We start from the raw sequence: 16,709 nt of genomic DNA, 5'->3' as shown, positions 1-16,709 counted from the left end.
AAAACTCCTTATGGTTTGATGCTTTCTAGATGCCGCTCAATGTCTTCTTTCGTCATCGTTCCCTCAATGATTTGCTTGACTTCACCGTTTTTGTCGATCAAAAACGTCGTCGGCAACGGCCCGACATTATAGGCATTTAACACTTGATCTTGACGATCGATGACGATCGGAAACGTCAAGCCGAACCGCTCGGCAAATTTTCGAACGTTCAGCTTCGGCTCACCAACATTGACGGCCAAAATTTCGACCCCTTGTTTTTTATAGATCGGATACAGCTCGTTCATGTACGGCATTTCCCGCTCGCACGGCTTGCACCACGTTCCCCAAAAGTTCAAAAAAACGCCCTTGCCGCGATAGTCGGAGAGACGATGTTCATGTCCTTTCAAATCGGTCAGCACAAAATCAGGCGCCGTCGAACCAACGGCGACCGCCGTTTTTTCAGTGAAAAAGTTGGTGTAAATCGTATAGCCGACCGCCGCGAGCAACACGAGCAAAATCGCCGTTCTCATCACGAAACGCTGTTGTTTTTTCATCGCTCAAACCCCTTTACGTTTCTCCTCCCCTACAGCCAACGCCGCAGGGGAGGCAAGCGGTTCACAATCTCCCATTTTCCATTATAACAAAGTCCCTCGCTCGTTGATGCTCAAGGATTATGAACGTTATGTGACAATCTTCGTCATTTTCTTCCTCCGGACTGGGCAAGCGCGCGCAAAAGTTTTACCTCATGCGGCGTCAGCTCGCGGTATTCGCCAGGGCGCAGCCCTTTCAAATCGAGGAACGCATACCGTTCCCGTTTCAGTTTCAACACTTCACAGCCGATCGCCTCAAACATGCGGCGCACTTGCCGGTTCCGCCCCTCATGAATGCGGATTTCGACAATCGCCGTCCGCTTTGTTCGGTCGACCGAGAGCAGTTTCACTTTCGCCGGCGCCGTCATGCCGTCTTCGAGCATCACTCCTTGCTCGAGCTGCTTCAGCTGCTCGCGCGTCGGGATGCCTTTCACCTTGGCGACGTATACTTTCTCGATCTCATAGCGCGGATGCATGAGCAAATTGGCAAAGTCGCCGTCATTCGTCAACAAAAGCAAGCCGGACGTATCGTAATCAAGCCGTCCGATCGGATAAATACGTTTGTCCAGATCTTTGAAAAAATCAGTCACCACTTTGCGGCCCTTGTCGTCTTTTACGCTCGAGATCACTCCGCGCGGCTTGTACAACAAATAGTAGACCGGCTCCTCACGCTCGACCGGAATGCCGTCGACTTCGACATCATCGCGCGGCCCGACTTTGACGCCGAGCTCGGTGACGACGCGGCCGTTCACTTTCACCCGGCCTTGCAAAATGAGTTCTTCCGCCTTGCGCCGTGACGCGATGCCGGCGCGGGCAATCACTTTTTGCAACCGTTCCATTCTCTCTCACCTCTTTCATCATCTTACCCTTTCCGTCGGACAGATACAAGCGGGGCGTTTCTCTATTTTGATCATTTTCAGCCAAGAAACCCCCGCTTCAACACCACAGGCATACGAAGGGAAATGATTCCCCCTTCTCTTTGGCCCGCCACAAAAAAAACCGCCCATTGGGCGGGAAAACAAAACGGAAGCGCCGCTAGCGCCCGAATACAAACAAAACGATGAAAACAGAAACAATAAAGCTGAGAATGTCGGCCAAAATGCCGACTTTTAACGCATCACCCATTTTTTTGACGCCAACGGCGCCAAAATAGACGGTGAGCACGTAAAGCGTCGTCTCCGTACTGCCTTGGATCGTAGAGGCAAGGCGGCCGATGAACGAATCCGGGCCATACGTGGCAATCAAATCGGTCGTCATGCCGAGCGCCGCCGTGCCGGAAATCGTGCGAAGAGCCGCCAGCGGAACGATCTCAGCCGGCAGTCCAATGGCATCAGCCAGCGGCTTGATCACTTCCATCATGGCATCAAGAGCCCCTGAGGCGCGGAAAATGGCGACCGACACCAACATGCCGACCAAATAAGGGATGAGCGAAAACGCGATCTCGATCCCTTCCTTGCCGCCTTCCACAAACGCTTCGTACGTCGGCACTTTCTTTGCTGTACCGTAAAGCAAAATAAAAGCAATGAGCGCAGGGATCAACCAAACGGAAAGAAGTTGGACGATGGCCATTATGGCTTCCTGCCTTTCCGCATCCGTTTCCAATAATAGTACCGGTCAATTAGTACCGCCCCAATCGTCGAAATCGTTGAGGCAACGATCGTCGTCCCAATGATCTCGCCCGGCGCCGCTGAACCGTACGTCATGCGGATCGAGATGACGGTCGCTGGAATGAGCGTAATGCTTGATGTGTTAATGGCCAAAAATGTCACCATCGATCGGCTCGCCTCGTCACGGCCGCCATTGAGCTTTTTTAGCTGTTCCATCGCCTTGATGCCCATCGGCGTCGCCGCATTGCCAAGGCCGAACATGTTGGCGACCATATTCGAGACGATATAGCCGAGCGCGGGATGACCGAGCGGCACCTCCGGAAACAGGCGGCGCACAAGCGGCATAAACAGACGCGCCGCTTTGTCAAGCAAGCCGGCGCGTTCAGCGATCGCCATCAATCCGAGCCAAAACACTAAAATGCTGATCATGCCGATGCTGATCGTCACCGCCTCTTTGGCGCTTTCAAACACTGCTTTGTTCACTTCATCCATCGTTCCGTTGACTGCCGCAAAGACAATGCCGATGACTGCCATCATCACCCAAATGAGATTAACCATCGCTTCTCACACCTAAAAAGCGAAATGCTTGCCATAAAAGCCCTCGGCCGCTTCCTTCCTTTCCCGGTTCATACAACAACGGCACCGAATCAACCGCCTTTTGATGCAAATAAAGCACCGCCTTCCCGACCTCTGTCGGCGCTTGCTCTGGGTATTTTTCCCATTTCTTGCGCGGCTTCAGCAAATACACTTTCACTCGCAGCCCGTTCTCCTCTTTATCGGTCACCGGATATTGCAAATCGCGGACCGCCTGTAGCCGCCCGCGGTAAAATGGATCAGAAATTTTGTCGACCACCCGCTCGCTGCTCACTTTGGCGATGTGATAATGGGAAAATCCATACTCGTACATAGCGATATGGTCATTCCAATCGTCCGGTGCATCCAATGTCACAGCGATCAAATCGATGCCTCCTTTGGACGCTGTCGTCACCAGCGTGCGGTGCGCCCGTTTCGTATAGCCGGTTTTGCCCCCGGTGCAATATTCGTAAAGACTGGTCAACAACTTGTTTTTATTCCGCCACACACGCGCGCCGTCTTCGCCAGGCGGAGCGGGGGCGCGGTACACCTTCGTCCCCGAGATGCGGCGAAACTCTTTATTTTTCATCGCATATTGCATAAGCAACGCCATATCATAGGCAGTCGAATAATGGTTTTCCGCATCGTCGAGTCCATGCGGATTGGCAAACTCGGTATCACGCATCCCGATTTCAGCCGCTTTTTGGTTCATTAAAAAAACAAACCCTTCAACGCTGCCGCCAACATGTTCCGCGATGGCAACCGCCGCATCGTTGCCGGAACGAAGCATCAGCCCATATACCAAATCGCGCAGTTTGATTTTTTCCCCTTCGCGCAAGTAAATCGACGACCCTTCGGTCCGGACAGCGCGGGCGCTGACCTTCACTGTGTCGTCCATCTTCCCCGATTCAATCGCCAAAATGGCCGTCATAATTTTCGTAATGCTGGCGATGCGCCGTTTTGTATAGGCATCCTTGGCAAACAAAACCCGCCCGGAATGCTGCTCTATCAAAATCGCGCTTTTTGCGCTCACTCCATCCATAGCACGCATCCGCTCTGGAACAAATGCCATGATCCCCGCAGCGAGTGCAAGAATAAGCGCAATGAGCCGCTTCTGCTTATTCATCTCATATCGGCGAGGATCCCCCCTCCTTGAAGGAGCGAGGAGGAATCGCCTGTTCCTCCTTTCCGATTAGGCTGAACGGGCCGCAGCCAAAGAAACGTCGCAGCGGAAACAGGCTGAACCCCAAAGCCGCGTTTTGTACAAGTGTATGCCTCGATGGGACAAATATGATGAAAAAATGTCGTTGCAAGGGGGGACAGCCTTCCGCTCTGGCGCTTGTTCTGGGCGCGTTGATGACATTTTCCCTGCAAAGAGAAAGCCGCTCCCCGAAACGGTGGACAGGTGTCCTGCTTGATCTGTACAGATTCCATTTACAGCTTTACCATTTGCAGCTTTTACCGAGGATTGGATTGACTGTCGAGCGACCGAACAACGCCGCTTCCAGACCCATCGATGGGTCTGTGAAGCAGGCGGTGGTTCGGTCTTCCATCACGCCTTGGCGTGACGAAGGCAAGCCACAGGCTTGCTTCGACAGTCGAAAATGGACAAACCGCTTTTCCGTCAAGGATCTGTTCCACTTCTTCGTTGCATCTATATGCAGCGCCTCCTCTCCCCAACAAAAAAAACGGGCAGGGGGTCCCCCCAGCCCGTTTAAAACGGCTGCCAACGAAGCTTCCGCGCCTCATGAAAGCGCTCCTCGACGTTGCGCCAGTTGACGACGTTCCACCAATGCTCGATGTACGCCGCCCGATCATTTTTGTATTGCAAATAGTAGGCATGTTCCCACACATCAAGCACAAGAAGCGGGATCACATCCCATTGCGCCATGAGCTGGTGTTTTTCCGCCTGCAAAATTTCCAGCCGGTGCGCTCGCGGCGCCCAAACGAGCAACGCCCAACCGACCCCTTCGGCGCTTTTCGCCGCTTCAGTGAAATGACGGCGAAAGGCGGCAAAACTGCCAAAATCGCGCTCGATTTGCGCCCTCAGGTCCCCACGCGGCTCGCCGCCGCCCTCTGGATGCATGTTGTACCAAAAGATGGTATGCAAATAATGCCCGGAGCCGTGGAACGCCGCTTCCCTCTCCCAATGTTTCAACAGATCAAAATTGTTCGTCCGGCGCGCCTCGGCCATCATCCGCTCCGCCTGATTGAGACCGTCGACATAGCTTTGATGATGCTTCGTATGGTGTAGGCGCATGATTTCTTCGGAAATATGCGGCTCGAGCGCATCATAACGATACGGCAGCGGCGGCAAGACATGACGGCCGGGCGCCACTTGTTGACGCGGCTCACCGCTGTCGTCTGCATCCACCCAGCGCTGCTTTCCATCGGTCACGTCGTCCGCTTGGCCCGGCTCGCCGTCAGCGATATCAGGCAACGAGTCGGAGAACTCCACCATAAAAGCCGGCTCTTGGCCGTCCTCAATCCGCTCCGCCGTCCCGCTGGTGTCAAGCCATCCGTCTTCGTTCTCTTTATTTTCACCCTCCGGCTCAGGCAACACCGATTCCCCTTTGACTTGTTCTTGCGTCGCCTCTTCTTCCCGCTCGGCAGTTGACGAATCAGCCAGGCGCATGCCCCGCGTATATACGTCATCGACAAGACGCTGAAGTTCGTAAATCGCTTCTTCGGTCCATTCATCGCCGTGTCCATCGATGTACGCCAACAGAGATGAAAGCCCGACATCCTCAGTCGTCCTGCGCGCAGACAGCGCCTGCTCAACTTGTCTTCCCCACGCAGCCGCTTCCATCACATATTGGCGAAGCGCACCGACATACACATCATCGGCAAGGCGCTGAAGCTCGCGGACAGCCTCTTCCGTCCACTCGCCATCCTGCTCGGCAATAAACTCGAGCAACGACGAAGCGCCCTCCGTGCTCGCCCCACGCAAAGCGAGCGTCTCCTTGACTTGATTTCCCCATTCGTTCACCCTAGCCGCGTATTCGGCGAACAACACCTGATCATCCATTTGGTAAAAACCTCCTCCTGTTTTGTTCGCCATATCGTATGCTTTCATGGGCAAATCGTTCTTGTCCGCATTCACCCAAATTTCCAGCTACACATACATATAAGAGCGAGGTCAGTCATCATTGAGGAAAGACAACGAAAATTGAACTTGAGATGGCCATTTTCCAAAGCTTTTTGCATGAGCTTGAAGACATGGAACTGAACCAAGAAGTGCTCGGCGTGCTGTCGCCGCTGATGGCTGACCATATGGCGCACGAAGAATGCTACTACTTGCAAAAGCTGGAGGAAACAACCGGCGAAGTGAAGCCGCCGGCGTGCGATCCGGCAAAGCCGCGCACACAATAGTCCATAAGAAAAGCGGTTCGCCCGAAGGAACCGCTTTTTCTTGAACGTATAGCAGCTTGAGCAGCCATTCCACGCGGCCCTTGATCGGCCACGCAAAGAACCGCCCCCGCTTTCGTTTCGCTACGAGGCTCACTCCGGCAGGCGGCATGTGCCGGTTTCCGCCCATTCACCGACGAGCGCCTGCAGCGTTTTGGCGTCTATCTCAACAAAATAACGGCGCAATTCCTCTTCATCATGAATATAAACGCGCTTTCGCTGCCGATACAATGGATTTTTCCATAAACAGACAAGAGCAATGATGTCGCGCAAATGAATGTCGCGCCCGTTAGCCGTAAACAGAGGATCGCTTTCATACGGCAGCAAATCAAGCAGCGCCCCCTCAAAATGGCGCAAATACAACACAGACAGCGTCCGCTCTTCGCCCCCGTCGCGGTACGTGACTTCCGAGCGGTTGAAATAGTCTTCAAACGTGTTCGATTGCGACTTTTGCAGCTCTTCACCGTACAGGCGGCAAACGTTCATGAGCGCTCTCCTTCCCGATCAGCCGTTTTTCTTTAGTTTACCATATTCCGGCTGCTTGTCGCTCAAATTTTCTGCCAATTTTTCGAAAAATAAATCTGCTTCCCGCTCGGATTCGCCATCATCCGTCCATTCCGGCAGCGGCGGCAGCTCCTCAAGCGTTTTTAGCCCGAAATAATCGAGAAATTCCGGGGTTGTCCCGTACAAAATCGGCCGCCCGGTTCCTTCGGCGCGACCGACTTCCTTAATAAGCGCCCGCGCCATGAGCGTCTGCAACGGTTTGTCGCTTTTTACGCCGCGAATTTCCTCAATTTCCGCGCGCGTAATCGGCTGGCGGTATGCGATAATGGCAAGCGTCTCAAGCGCCGCCTGCGATAGCGGCGACGCCCCCGGCGCCTCGACCAACTTTTTTAAGTACGGAGCGTGCTCTTTTTTCGTCGCCAGCAGAAACACGCCGGCCAGCTCCATCAGTTGGATGCCGCGTTCTTCGCGGCGGTAGTCTTCCTGCAGTTCAGCGATCACCGCCTTTGCTTCCAGCTCGCTGACTTCCAATACAGCAGCAATTTGCGAAAGCGACAGTCCTTCGTCACCGGCAGCAAACAACAGCGCTTCTACAATCGCCTTTGCCGGCTTGAGCGCGCCGGCGCCGCCCGTTTTTCCCGTTCCGTTTTGTTCCATCGTCCTTCTGCCGCGCCAAACCCGTTGGCGCTCCTCCTCCTTTCTTCCTGTTTTCGTCGTTTCCCAAGCCTTCTCCTCCCAATGTGAGTCAACTCTCCGTCTTATCATGGCATGGGCAAACAAACAACAAAAGAAAAGCGGCCCGCCGCAGCAAACCGCCGCGGCCAAACCGCACCGCCTCAGCCGGTTGGTTTCACCGCAAGAAACAAATCGCTGAAATTCCGTTCTTGCTCAACGATAATTTCGCCTCGCTTCATCAACTCTAAAATGGCCAAAAACGTTACGACGATATACGAACGATCGTAGGACGGAAACAGCTCGTAAAAGTTTTTCCGCCCGTTCGCCTGTTTTAGTTCATGCAAAATTTCCGCCATGCGCTGTTCGACGGAAAGATCTTGGCGGGCGATTTTCGCCCGCATCGGTTTTTGCAGTTTTTTGCGGCGCAACAGCTTTGACAAGGCGCCAAGCATATCATATACGTTCACATCAAGCGGCGCCGCCTTTTTCTCATCAACGTATCCACTTAAGTCGCTCGGCGGCTTTGTAAACAAAAGCGCCCGCTCCTCTTCGCGCCGCTTCAGTTCGCGCGCCGCCTCTTTAAACTTTTTATATTCAAGCAGCCGCTGCGTCAGCTCCTCACGCGGGTCGCCGTCATCGACCCACTCGATGTCGCCGTCGACAGCTTCCTCATTATTAGAGGACGGCAACAGCATTTTGCTTTTGATCGCCAGCAAGGTGGCCGCCATCACTAAATATTCGCTGGCGATATCCAACTCAAGCTCCTGCATAGCGTGAATGTACGCCATATACTGCTCCGTAATTTGCGCGACCGGAATATCGTAAATATCGATTTCATAGCGGTTGATCAAATGCAAAAGCAGATCAAGCGGCCCTTCAAACGCTTCGATTTTGACGTTGTACGGCAATTGCACATCCATCCCACCATTTTTCCAGAGCCACCGTCCGGCTCGTCCCCAGCTGCAATATATTTATTGTATCATAACGAAGCGGCAAAGCGAACGGAAAACAGCTTTTTTTGCTCCGCAAGCCGCCAAAGTCGTATAATCGAAGGAGAGCCGTCCGTTCTCACATGACGCGCCCGTTTTTGAAAGGAATGATGGCCAATGTACCCAAAAGCATATATCGAGTATTTAATCCATTTCCATAGCGACCGCGATTACTTTGAATGTCACGAAATTTTGGAGGAACATTGGAAACAAGACGGTCGAAAAAAAGGTTGGCTTGTGCTCATTCAAACGGCAGTCGCTTTTTACCATTACCGGCGCGGCAACGTCTCGGGAGCGCTGCGCCTCATTCGACGGGCGCGGGCGCTGCTTGACGAAGCGCAAGAGATGATCCGGCGGCTCGGCCTCGATGAGGAGGCGCTCGCCCGCTTGCTCGACGAAACGGCTCAGCGGATCGCCCGCGGCGAACCGTACGAAAGCGTCGAACTGCCGATTCGTGATCGTTCCCTTTACGAGCAATGCCAGGCTGCCTGCACCCATCGGCAGCTCGTTTGGGGACAAGCAAGCGACTTAGCCAACCTTGATCTTGTAGATAAACACCGGCGACGCGACCGCTCCGACATCATCGCCACACGCGAACAAAAAAAGCGGGCCAAAGCGGAAGGGGATGGCTTTTCTCCCCCTCCGCCGCCCGCCTGAACGCAACATCGCGTTCGATTCGCTATTCGTTGCATGCATGGCATTTATCAAAAAACGAGGCAGTCCATTCGTTGGCGCACAATCGGCGACCCGGGTACGCCTCTTTCAATGCCTTGACCATCTGTTTTCCGATTCCCTGATGGCGGTATGACGGATTGACGCTGATGTGCTGGATTTCCACAACATCGGGAGCGCGCAGCAGGACGCCGATAATGCCGACGATGTCATCCCCTTCTTTCCATAAAAACAGCTGCCAATCGCTGTTCGTTTCATACTGTTTCATCGTCTGCTGCAGCCGTTTCAGATCTTTTTCCGTCGGCATAAACGACAGCAGCCCCATGGCGATTTTCTCGTAATTTTTTCGGTAACGGATTAACATAAAAATCCCTCATTATCGACAAGCGCTTTTCCGAAATGGAAAAGTTTTTGTCATTTTCTCTATACGTATTATAAACATTCTCACCGATATTGTGAACCATTTCATGCCTTTTTACGCAAATTACGCAAGCGCCCGCAGAACATTCGCCATTTCGATCGCCGAAACCGCCGCTTCCCATCCTTTATTGCCCGCTTTTGTGCCGGCTCGTTCAATGGCTTGTTCGATCGTATCGGTCGTCAAAACGCCGAAAATAACCGGAATGCCGCTAGAAAGCGCCGCGTGGGAAACGCCTTTGGCCGCCTCGCTGCAGACGTAGTCAAAATGGCTCGTCGCCCCACGGATGACAGCGCCAAGCGTAATGACAGCGTCAAACTGCTTCGATTCGGCCATTTTTTTCGCCACAAGCGGGATTTCAAATGCACCGGGCACCCAGGCGACCGTGATGTCATGGTCGCTCACGCCATGGCGCGTCAAGCCGTCGATCGCCCCTGACAAAAGCTTACCGGTGATGAACTCATTAAACCGGGAGACGACGATGCCGATTTTCAACCCGGTGCCGACTAAATTTCCTTCAATGACACGCATGTTCATTGTTCCTCCCATCATCAAAAATGAAGCATATGCCCTAATTTTTCATGTTTCGTGCGCAAATATTTCTCATTTTCCTTTTTCGCTGGCATCTCGAGCGGCACCCGTTCAACCACTTCGAGTCCATGCCCTTTCAAACCGGCGATTTTGCGCGGATTGTTCGTGAGCAGGCGCATTTTCGTTACACCGAGATCTTTCAAAATTTGCGCCCCGATGCCATAATCGCGCAAATCAGCTGGAAAGCCGAGCTTTTCGTTCGCCTCGACTGTGTCATAGCCTTGCTCCTGCAGCTTGTAAGCGCGCAACTTGTTCATAAGGCCGATGCCGCGCCCTTCTTGGCGCATGTACAGCAACACCCCGCGCCCTTCTGCTTCGATTTGCCTGAGCGCCGCATGCAGCTGCGGACCGCAGTCGCACCGGTACGAACCAAATACGTCGCCGGTTAAGCATTCGGAATGGACGCGCACCAAGATCGGCTCATCCGGGGTGATCTCTCCTTTGACAAGCGCCACATGCTCTTTCCCATCAAGCACGTTCGTGTAGCCGATGGCCCGAAATTCGCCGAATTCGGTCGGCAGCCAAACATCCACCTCCCGTTTCACCAGCTTTTCCCGCTGGCTCCGATAGGCGATCAAATCCTTGATCGTGATCATTTTCAACCCAAACTGGTCGGCCATGCGCCGTAAATCAGGAACACGCGCCATCGTTCCATCCTCTTTAATGATTTCGCAAATGACGCCGGCCGGCTTCGCGCCGCACAACCGAGCCAAATCGACCGCCGCTTCCGTATGGCCGGCGCGCCGAAGAACGCCGCCCTTTTTCGCAATCAATGGAAAAATGTGTCCAGGCCGTCTAAAGTCGCTTGCTTTGACATTCGGGTCGAGCAGCGCCTGAATCGTCGCCGCCCGTTCATAGGCGCTGATTCCTGTCGTCGTCGTTTTGTAGTCAATGCTGACAGTAAACGCTGTGCCGTGCGCGTCGGTGTTATGGGTGACCATCGGCTCCAAATCAAGGCGCGCCGCCAGCTCCTCCGTAATCGGCACGCAGACGAGCCCGCGGCCATGAGTAATCATAAAGTTAATGACATCCGGCGTCGCTTTTTCGGCCAGCGCGACAAAATCGCCTTCATTTTCGCGGTCTTCGTCATCGCAAACGATGATCACTTCGCCGTTTTTCAGCGCTGAAAGCGCCGCTTCAATCGTGTCAAACATCCAGCTTGCCCCCTTTTTCCTCTTATTTATAGCCGTGTTGCTCCAAAAATTCGATCGTCAATTTGGAGGGCGGCATTGCTTTCGCGGTGAGGAAAGCGGCGACGTACTTGCCGATCATGTCGCACTCGATATTGACGAGATCACCCGGCCGCTTTTCGCCTAAAATCGTCGCCTCGCGCGTATGAGGAATGAGTGAAACGATGAACGTGCGCTCGCTCAGGCCGAAAATCGTCAGGCTTGTCCCGTCGACAGCGACCGACCCTTTCTCAATCATATAGGCGCGCAGTGAGGTCGGCACTTCGATTTCATAGTAGACGGCGTTTGCTTTCGGCCACTGCCGGATGATGCGTCCGACGCCGTCCACATGCCCAGTGACGAAATGGCCGCCAAACCGTCCTCCGGCCGCCATCGCCCGCTCCAAATTCACCTTCGATCCCGGCTTTAATGTCTTTAGCGCCGTCGCTTTCACCGTCTCCGGCATGACATCGACCGTAAACTGCCGTTCGGTGAACGATGTGACAGTCAAGCAGACACCGTTGACGGCGATGCTGTCGCCAAGGCGCACATCTTCGAGCACCCGCTTGGCGCCGATCGTCATCACGATGGCGTCGCCGGTTTGCTTCATTTGTTCGATCGTGCCGATCTCTTCAATAATGCCCGTGAACACAACGATTCCCCCTTCCGTTTCGGCGCGGCGACGATTTTAATATCCGGGCCGATCGTCTCGATGCAGCGGATGTCAAGCTCCATCGCTTCAGAAAGCCGAGCGAAACCAAGGCCTCCGACCGGCGTCGGCGCCCCGCAGCCGCCGATCAGCTTCGGAGCGATATAAGCGATGACCTCATTGACCACTCCCGCGCGGAGGAAGCTGTCATGAACACGCGAGCCGCCCTCGACAAACAGCGACATCACTTTCTGCTCGCCAAGCAGACGAAGCACATCGCAGACATCGATCCGCTCCGTCGGCATCGAAAATACGCGCACTCCGAAGCGCTCGTATGCCGCTATCTGTTCCCGACTGACGCCGCTGCCGGTGATGATCCACGTTTCTGCCTCCTTGTCAGCGACGACATGGGCATCAAGCGGCGTATGCAACGTTGTATCCAAAACGATGCGCAACGGGTTTTTCCGCGTTTCCCCAAGACGGACGGTCAGCTTCGGGTTGTCGGTCAAAACGGTGTTGACGCCGACCAAAATGGCATCATGCCGGGCGCGGAGGCGATGCACGTCTTCGCGCGCCGCTTCAGACGTAATCCATTTGCTTTCCCCCGTCGCCGTCGCGATTTTGCCGTCGAGGCTGCACGCGAACTTCAATGTCACAAACGGCGTTTTCGTTGCGATATAGTGGAAAAACATCCGATTCAGTTCGTCTGCTTCGTCTTTTAATACGCCGATATCAACGTCAATGCCTGCTTGGCGCAGCTTGGCAATCCCTTTTCCAGCGACAAGCGGATTCGGGTCGGTCGTGGCAACGACGACGCGACGGACGCCGGCTTGGATGAGCAAATCGGCGCATGGCGGCGTTTTTCCATAATGGCTGCACGGCTCCAGCGTCACGTACACCGTCGCGCCGCGCGCCTTCTCACCGGCCATGCGGATCGCATAGACTTCAGCGTGCGGCTCACCCGCTTTCAAATGAGCGCCAAGCCCAACGACCGTCCCACCGTTGACAACGACCGCGCCAACGGCAGGATTGGGGGACGTTTGCCCCACTCCGGCTTTGGCCACCTCGAGTGCAAGCCGCATATAATGTTCATCGTTATGCACGACATTCCCCCCTTAACGATCAAAACCCCCAGGAATCCCCCGGGGGTTTTATTGTTGTTGAGAGAATGGCCAATGATGCGCAAAACAAACACATGTTCGTTATCCAAGTTATACCGGCCGGTCGGAAGCAAAAGATACTGCCATGCCTAGTCGGCCGACAGACGCTGCCCATGCGGTCTGAACAGGCCGAAAACAGCCGTGCGCATATTGGCATCCTTCTCCCATCCAGACTATACTGTCGGCTCCGGAATCGCACCGGATCCTGCCTTTCGGCTCGCGGGCTGAGGGACGGAAAGCCCCATCACCGCCGGTCGGGAATTTCACCCTGCCCCGAAGGATGCATGGCTATATTCATTATGCTCATTATACCACATTTCACAGCAAGGCATCATCAATTGGCAATCCATATAGATGCCATTTGAAGCGTTACCATTTGCAGCTTTTGCCGAGGACGGGATCGACTGTCGAAAATGGACAAACCGCTTTTCCGTCAAGGATATGTTACATCTTCGTAGCATCTATACAAATCCAATATGCTGCTCCCCACAACAGGCTGGCCGCCAGCAAAAAGAAAAACAAACGCCAGTTGTTTCGAACAATCCGATCATCCTCGCTCATGCGCTGTTTACGGTTCATCAAACACTTTCACTTCCTTCATCACATCGCCGTTTTTCATCGCCTTGACCACATCCATGCCGAATGTTACTTGGCCAAAAACGGTGTGCACCCCGTCTAAGTGCGGCTGCGGTTCGTGGACGATGAAAAACTGGCAGCTCCCAGTGTCGCGGCCGCGGTGCGCCATTGACATCGCCCCAGCAACGTGACGGTGGGGATTGTTGTCCGTCTCGCACGGGATCGTATACCCGGCATCGCCCGTTCCGTTGCCGCGTGGACATCCTCCTTGGCTGACAAATCCAGGGATGACGCGATGAAACGTCAACCCGTTATAAAATCCTTCATTCGCCAGTTTTTCAAAATTGGCGACTGTGATTGGCGCTTCATTCGGAAACAGCTCAAACTCTATTTTTCCTCCATTTTCCATTAAAATATATCCTTTTTTCGCCACAAGCATTCAGCTCCTTTTGGACATCACAGCTGCTTTTATCATACCATGGTTGCCAAGTGAAACAAAAGAAAAAATGTCTTTTCCAATTCGTGCGTCGCCTGACCGCGTCGCGTTTTTCCGATAGCCAAGCAGGCTAGCGTACGGTATAATGATAATGCATTTTTCGTAAATAGGAGGCGAGTGATGTGAAACGAGCGATCGCTTCATCGCTGCTGGCAGCGGCGCTGCTGGCATCTCCGGGCATCGCAGCGGCCGATGCCGCTCCGGGCGACGTCATTGTCACACTTGGTGAAAACTTAACCAATGAACAAAAACAAAAAGTGCTTGAGGAAATGAAAGCGCCGGACGGGGCACAGACGGTCACCGTCTCGAATGCTGAAGAACATAAATATTTGGACGGACTCATTCCGAAAGCGCAAATCGGCACGCGCGCCATCTCATCGTCGATGATCACGATAAAAGAGCCCGGCTCGGGGCTTCATGTCGAAACGCACAACATCACATGGGTGACGAAAGAGATGTATACAAACGCCTTGATCACCGCAGGGGTGAAAGATGCCGATATTTACATCACCGCCCCATTCCCGGTTTCCGGCACCGCAGCGCTGACGGGGCTGATGAAGGCGTATGAAATTTCCTCGGACCAAGCCATCCCTGATGATGTCAAAAAAGTGGCGAACGAGGAAATGGTGCAGACGGCGAAGCTCGCCGATTCGATCGGCGCGGACAAAGCGGTCGCCCTGCTGGCGAAAATCAAACAAGAAATCGCCAACCACCCGCCGAAGACAGATGCAGATTTGCGCGCTTTGATTGAAAAAATCGCCAACGACCTTGGCATTACGCTGAGCGAGAATGAAATCAACAGCCTTATTTCTCTCTTTCATAAAATGCAAAACGCCGACATCAACTGGGATCAAGTCAACGACCAGTTGAGCAAAGCGAAAGAACAGCTGTCGGCGTTTTTGCGGTCAGAAGAAGGGAAAACGTTCATTCAAAACCTTATCGACATCTTCAAAGAAATTTGGAACGCGATCAAATCGGCATTTTCTTCAAATCAACAATAAAAGAAAGCAGGCGCCCAAAAAGCAACGGGCGCCTTGTTTTGGTGAAGTCCGTTCTCTTTTCAACCGGCGGCCTTCACTTTTTCACTTTCGTTTTCAAAGGCAAATCATGTTGGATCAAATCTTCATATGTCTCTCGTTTCACAACGAGCTGGGCATCGCCGTTTTCAACGAACACAACGGCTGGGCGCGGCAGACGGTTGTAGTTGTTCGCCATCGAGTAACCGTACGCGCCGGTGCAAAAAACAGCCAAATAATCGCCCGGCTTCGCCTCCGGCAACGCAAGATCCCAAATGAGCATATCCCCCGACTCGCAGCACTTCCCAGCGATTGACACGACTTCCGTCCGTTCATCCAACACTCGATTGGCCAACACAGCTTCGTATTTTGCCCCGTAGAGTGCAGGCCGAATGTTGTCGCTCATGCCGCCGTCAACGGCAATATAGGTGCGGACGTCGGGCACCTCTTTGCGCGAACCGATCGTATAAATCGTCGTTCCAGCATCACCCACGAGCGACCGGCCCGGCTCGATCCAAATTTCTGGCAACGGCAAGCGGCAAGCTTCGGCCTGTCTTTTCACCTCTTCCACGATGCAGTCGACGTACGCTGTCACCGGAATCGGGTCGTCTTCCTCCGTATAGCGGATGCCAAAGCCGCCGCCAAGATTGACGACCGAAGGGATAAACCCGTACGCTCTGTTCCACTCAGCCAGCTTGGCAAACACTTTTTGCGCCGCAAGCACAAACCCAGCTGTTTCAAAAATTTGCGAGCCGATATGGCAATGAACACCGAGCAGCTGAAACGCAGCCGACGCCATGACGCGCCGGAACGCTTCATCCGCCTGACCGTTGTTTAAGTCAAAGCCGAACTTTGAATCTTCCTGTCCAGTTAAAATATAATCGTGTGTATGCGCCTCAACTCCCGGCGTGACGCGGAGCAAAACCGGCACCGTTCGGCCGAATGACTCCGCCAACCCTTCAATCAGCTCGAGCTCGTAAAAGTTGTCGGCAACGATGCAGCCGATGCCGTGTTCAAGCGCCATCGCCAATTCGTCGCGGCTTTTGTTGTTTCCATGAAAGTGGATGCGCTCAGGCGGAAAGCCGGCCGCGAGCGCCGTATACAACTCACCGCCTGAAACGACGTCAAGCGACAGTCCCTCCTCAGCGGCCAACTGCACGATGGCGACGGTGGAAAACGCCTTGCTGGCATACGCGACTTGCGCCCGCACGCCGCGGCGTCGGAACGCTTCTTTAAACGCGCGCGCCCGCGCGCGGATCAACGCAACGTCATAAATATAAAGCGGCGTTCCATACGTTTTGGCCAACTCGACCACATCGACGCCGCCGATTTCCAAATGTCCCTGTTCATTGACTCGGCTTGTCCCGTGAAAAAACATCGCAAACCCCTCATTCCTCTATCGAAATCGCACGGCAAAAGCAAAAAAGACAGTTTGCAAAATCGGCAACTGCCTTTACAAAATGGAAAACCGCAGGGCGCCATCGGCTCTGCCTTGAAACGGAAGGCCGCACACCCGCCCATTCCGCCCGTGCAAACGTGCTTGCACGGAGGCAACGTCATCAGTGCAAGCAATTAAATATAACTTATCATAATTATACAAAAGTTGCAATAGCGCTAAAACGAAAAAAGCGACCGCC

Annotated in this window: 19 protein-coding genes, 1 pseudogene and 1 riboswitch; of the genes and pseudogenes, 3 read left to right on the top strand and 17 right to left on the bottom strand. The window is 53.7% G+C overall.

Annotated elements, in window-relative coordinates; genetic code table 11:
- Window positions 1–8: 8 nt before the first annotated feature.
- The 6 genes from resA to N685_RS0111655 all read right to left on the bottom strand — a co-directional run bounded on the left by resA (window position 9) and on the right by N685_RS0111655 (window position 5,777).
- Window positions 9–533, bottom strand: coding sequence for a thiol-disulfide oxidoreductase ResA (gene resA, locus N685_RS0111680; protein ID WP_031408552.1), 525 nt, complete (start codon window positions 531–533; stop codon window positions 9–11).
- A 143-nt stretch (window positions 534–676) separates the two neighbouring features.
- Window positions 677–1,408, bottom strand: coding sequence for a 23S rRNA pseudouridine(2605) synthase RluB (gene rluB / locus N685_RS0111675; protein ID WP_031408550.1), 732 nt, complete (start codon window positions 1,406–1,408; stop codon window positions 677–679).
- 196 nt (window positions 1,409–1,604) lie between these two features.
- The gene (locus N685_RS0111670; protein WP_031408548.1) at window positions 1,605–2,138 is read right to left on the bottom strand and encodes a spore maturation protein; all 534 of its coding nucleotides are present in this window, start codon (window positions 2,136–2,138) and stop codon (window positions 1,605–1,607) included.
- A complete protein-coding gene (locus N685_RS0111665; protein ID WP_031408546.1) occupies window positions 2,138–2,734 on the bottom strand; it encodes a nucleoside recognition domain-containing protein in 597 nt (198 codons plus the stop codon). The genes N685_RS0111670 and N685_RS0111665 overlap by 1 nt, the downstream gene beginning before the upstream one ends.
- Window positions 2,727–3,875 (bottom strand): D-alanyl-D-alanine carboxypeptidase family protein, encoded by a 1,149-nt coding sequence (locus tag N685_RS0111660; protein ID WP_031408544.1) that lies wholly within the window; start codon window positions 3,873–3,875, stop codon window positions 2,727–2,729. Before N685_RS0111660 ends, N685_RS0111665 begins: the two co-directional genes overlap by 8 nt.
- A gap of 588 nt (window positions 3,876–4,463) precedes the next feature.
- Window positions 4,464–5,777 (bottom strand): Fe-Mn family superoxide dismutase, encoded by a 1,314-nt coding sequence (locus N685_RS0111655; protein WP_031408542.1) that lies wholly within the window; start codon window positions 5,775–5,777, stop codon window positions 4,464–4,466.
- 140 nt (window positions 5,778–5,917) lie between these two features.
- Between N685_RS0111655 and N685_RS0111650 the strand changes: the two are divergent.
- Window positions 5,918–6,121: pseudogene (locus tag N685_RS0111650) on the top strand (DUF2935 domain-containing protein); the annotation flags it as partial.
- A 129-nt stretch (window positions 6,122–6,250) separates the two neighbouring features.
- Here N685_RS0111650 and N685_RS0111645 read toward each other — a convergent pair.
- The 3 genes from N685_RS0111645 to N685_RS0111635 all read right to left on the bottom strand — a co-directional run bounded on the left by N685_RS0111645 (window position 6,251) and on the right by N685_RS0111635 (window position 8,256).
- The gene (locus N685_RS0111645; RefSeq protein ID WP_031408538.1) at window positions 6,251–6,643 is read right to left on the bottom strand and encodes a hypothetical protein; all 393 of its coding nucleotides are present in this window, start codon (window positions 6,641–6,643) and stop codon (window positions 6,251–6,253) included.
- 18 nt (window positions 6,644–6,661) lie between these two features.
- Entirely contained in the window at window positions 6,662–7,318 is a 657-nt protein-coding gene (scpB, locus tag N685_RS0111640; RefSeq protein ID WP_031408536.1) for an SMC-Scp complex subunit ScpB, read from the bottom strand.
- A 179-nt stretch (window positions 7,319–7,497) separates the two neighbouring features.
- Entirely contained in the window at window positions 7,498–8,256 is a 759-nt protein-coding gene (locus N685_RS0111635; protein ID WP_031408534.1) for a segregation/condensation protein A, read from the bottom strand.
- 186 nt (window positions 8,257–8,442) lie between these two features.
- On the opposite strand from N685_RS0111635, the gene N685_RS0111630 reads away from it, so the two are divergent.
- A complete protein-coding gene (locus tag N685_RS0111630) occupies window positions 8,443–8,982 on the top strand; it encodes a DUF309 domain-containing protein (RefSeq protein WP_031408532.1) in 540 nt (179 codons plus the stop codon).
- Window positions 8,983–9,004: 22 nt separating this feature from the next.
- Here the strand turns inward: N685_RS0111630 and N685_RS0111625 are convergent, their stop codons facing one another.
- The 7 genes from N685_RS0111625 to N685_RS0111595 all read right to left on the bottom strand — a co-directional run bounded on the left by N685_RS0111625 (window position 9,005) and on the right by N685_RS0111595 (window position 13,993).
- Window positions 9,005–9,361 (bottom strand): GNAT family N-acetyltransferase, encoded by a 357-nt coding sequence (locus N685_RS0111625; RefSeq protein WP_031408530.1) that lies wholly within the window; start codon window positions 9,359–9,361, stop codon window positions 9,005–9,007.
- A 120-nt stretch (window positions 9,362–9,481) separates the two neighbouring features.
- Window positions 9,482–9,946 (bottom strand): 6,7-dimethyl-8-ribityllumazine synthase, encoded by a 465-nt coding sequence (ribH, locus tag N685_RS0111620; protein ID WP_031408528.1) that lies wholly within the window; start codon window positions 9,944–9,946, stop codon window positions 9,482–9,484.
- Window positions 9,947–9,966: 20 nt separating this feature from the next.
- The gene (locus N685_RS0111615) at window positions 9,967–11,160 is read right to left on the bottom strand and encodes a bifunctional 3,4-dihydroxy-2-butanone-4-phosphate synthase/GTP cyclohydrolase II (protein WP_031408526.1); all 1,194 of its coding nucleotides are present in this window, start codon (window positions 11,158–11,160) and stop codon (window positions 9,967–9,969) included.
- Window positions 11,161–11,182: 22 nt separating this feature from the next.
- Window positions 11,183–11,827: a riboflavin synthase gene (gene ribE / locus N685_RS0111610; protein WP_031410595.1), complete on the bottom strand. Its 645-nt coding sequence runs from the start codon at window positions 11,825–11,827 to the stop codon at window positions 11,183–11,185.
- On the bottom strand, window positions 11,782–12,927 hold the full coding sequence (gene ribD, locus N685_RS0111605; RefSeq protein WP_031408524.1) for a bifunctional diaminohydroxyphosphoribosylaminopyrimidine deaminase/5-amino-6-(5-phosphoribosylamino)uracil reductase RibD: 1,146 nt from the start codon (window positions 12,925–12,927) through the stop codon (window positions 11,782–11,784). Before ribD ends, ribE begins: the two co-directional genes overlap by 46 nt.
- A gap of 209 nt (window positions 12,928–13,136) precedes the next feature.
- A riboswitch (FMN riboswitch) is annotated at window positions 13,137–13,269 on the bottom strand.
- 159 nt (window positions 13,270–13,428) lie between these two features.
- A complete protein-coding gene (locus N685_RS20160) occupies window positions 13,429–13,563 on the bottom strand; it encodes a hypothetical protein (protein ID WP_272945219.1) in 135 nt (44 codons plus the stop codon).
- A complete protein-coding gene (locus N685_RS0111595; RefSeq protein ID WP_031408522.1) occupies window positions 13,553–13,993 on the bottom strand; it encodes a peptidylprolyl isomerase in 441 nt (146 codons plus the stop codon). The genes N685_RS20160 and N685_RS0111595 overlap by 11 nt, the downstream gene beginning before the upstream one ends.
- A gap of 185 nt (window positions 13,994–14,178) precedes the next feature.
- Between N685_RS0111595 and N685_RS0111590 the strand changes: the two genes are divergently transcribed.
- Complete coding sequence (locus N685_RS0111590; RefSeq protein ID WP_031408520.1) at window positions 14,179–15,057, top strand: DUF1002 domain-containing protein; 879 nt, start codon at window positions 14,179–14,181, stop codon at window positions 15,055–15,057.
- Window positions 15,058–15,130: 73 nt separating this feature from the next.
- Here the strand turns inward: N685_RS0111590 and lysA are convergent, their stop codons facing one another.
- Window positions 15,131–16,450 (bottom strand): diaminopimelate decarboxylase, encoded by a 1,320-nt coding sequence (gene lysA / locus N685_RS0111585; RefSeq protein WP_031408518.1) that lies wholly within the window; start codon window positions 16,448–16,450, stop codon window positions 15,131–15,133.
- Between the last annotated feature and the right edge of the window lie 259 nt (window positions 16,451–16,709).

Origin of the sequence: Geobacillus vulcani PSS1 (genome assembly GCF_000733845.1) — a bacterium.
GTDB classification, from domain to species: domain Bacteria; phylum Bacillota; class Bacilli; order Bacillales; family Anoxybacillaceae; genus Geobacillus; species Geobacillus vulcani.
This window is presented reverse-complemented; position numbering and strand designations above follow the sequence as displayed.

Coding starts and splice junctions, on each gene's coding strand:
- N685_RS0111655 (WP_031408542.1), bottom strand. CDS start 5,777: ATGGATGATCAGGTGTTGTTCGCCGAATACGCGGCTAGGGTGAACGAA.
- rluB (WP_031408550.1), bottom strand. CDS start 1,408: ATGGAACGGTTGCAAAAAGTGATTGCCCGCGCCGGCATCGCGTCACGG.
- ribH (WP_031408528.1), bottom strand. CDS start 9,946: ATGCGTGTCATTGAAGGAAATTTAGTCGGCACCGGGTTGAAAATCGGC.
- N685_RS0111670 (WP_031408548.1), bottom strand. CDS start 2,138: ATGGCCATCGTCCAACTTCTTTCCGTTTGGTTGATCCCTGCGCTCATT.
- scpB (WP_031408536.1), bottom strand. CDS start 7,318: ATGGAACAAAACGGAACGGGAAAAACGGGCGGCGCCGGCGCGCTCAAG.
- N685_RS0111630 (WP_031408532.1), top strand. CDS start 8,443: ATGTACCCAAAAGCATATATCGAGTATTTAATCCATTTCCATAGCGAC.
- N685_RS0111615 (WP_031408526.1), bottom strand. CDS start 11,160: ATGTTTGACACGATTGAAGCGGCGCTTTCAGCGCTGAAAAACGGCGAA.
- N685_RS0111625 (WP_031408530.1), bottom strand. CDS start 9,361: ATGTTAATCCGTTACCGAAAAAATTACGAGAAAATCGCCATGGGGCTG.
- N685_RS20160 (WP_272945219.1), bottom strand. CDS start 13,563: ATGAACCGTAAACAGCGCATGAGCGAGGATGATCGGATTGTTCGAAAC.
- N685_RS0111665 (WP_031408546.1), bottom strand. CDS start 2,734: ATGGTTAATCTCATTTGGGTGATGATGGCAGTCATCGGCATTGTCTTT.
- N685_RS0111645 (WP_031408538.1), bottom strand. CDS start 6,643: ATGAACGTTTGCCGCCTGTACGGTGAAGAGCTGCAAAAGTCGCAATCG.
- N685_RS0111660 (WP_031408544.1), bottom strand. CDS start 3,875: ATGAATAAGCAGAAGCGGCTCATTGCGCTTATTCTTGCACTCGCTGCG.
- resA (WP_031408552.1), bottom strand. CDS start 533: ATGAAAAAACAACAGCGTTTCGTGATGAGAACGGCGATTTTGCTCGTG.
- lysA (WP_031408518.1), bottom strand. CDS start 16,450: ATGTTTTTTCACGGGACAAGCCGAGTCAATGAACAGGGACATTTGGAA.
- N685_RS0111635 (WP_031408534.1), bottom strand. CDS start 8,256: ATGGATGTGCAATTGCCGTACAACGTCAAAATCGAAGCGTTTGAAGGG.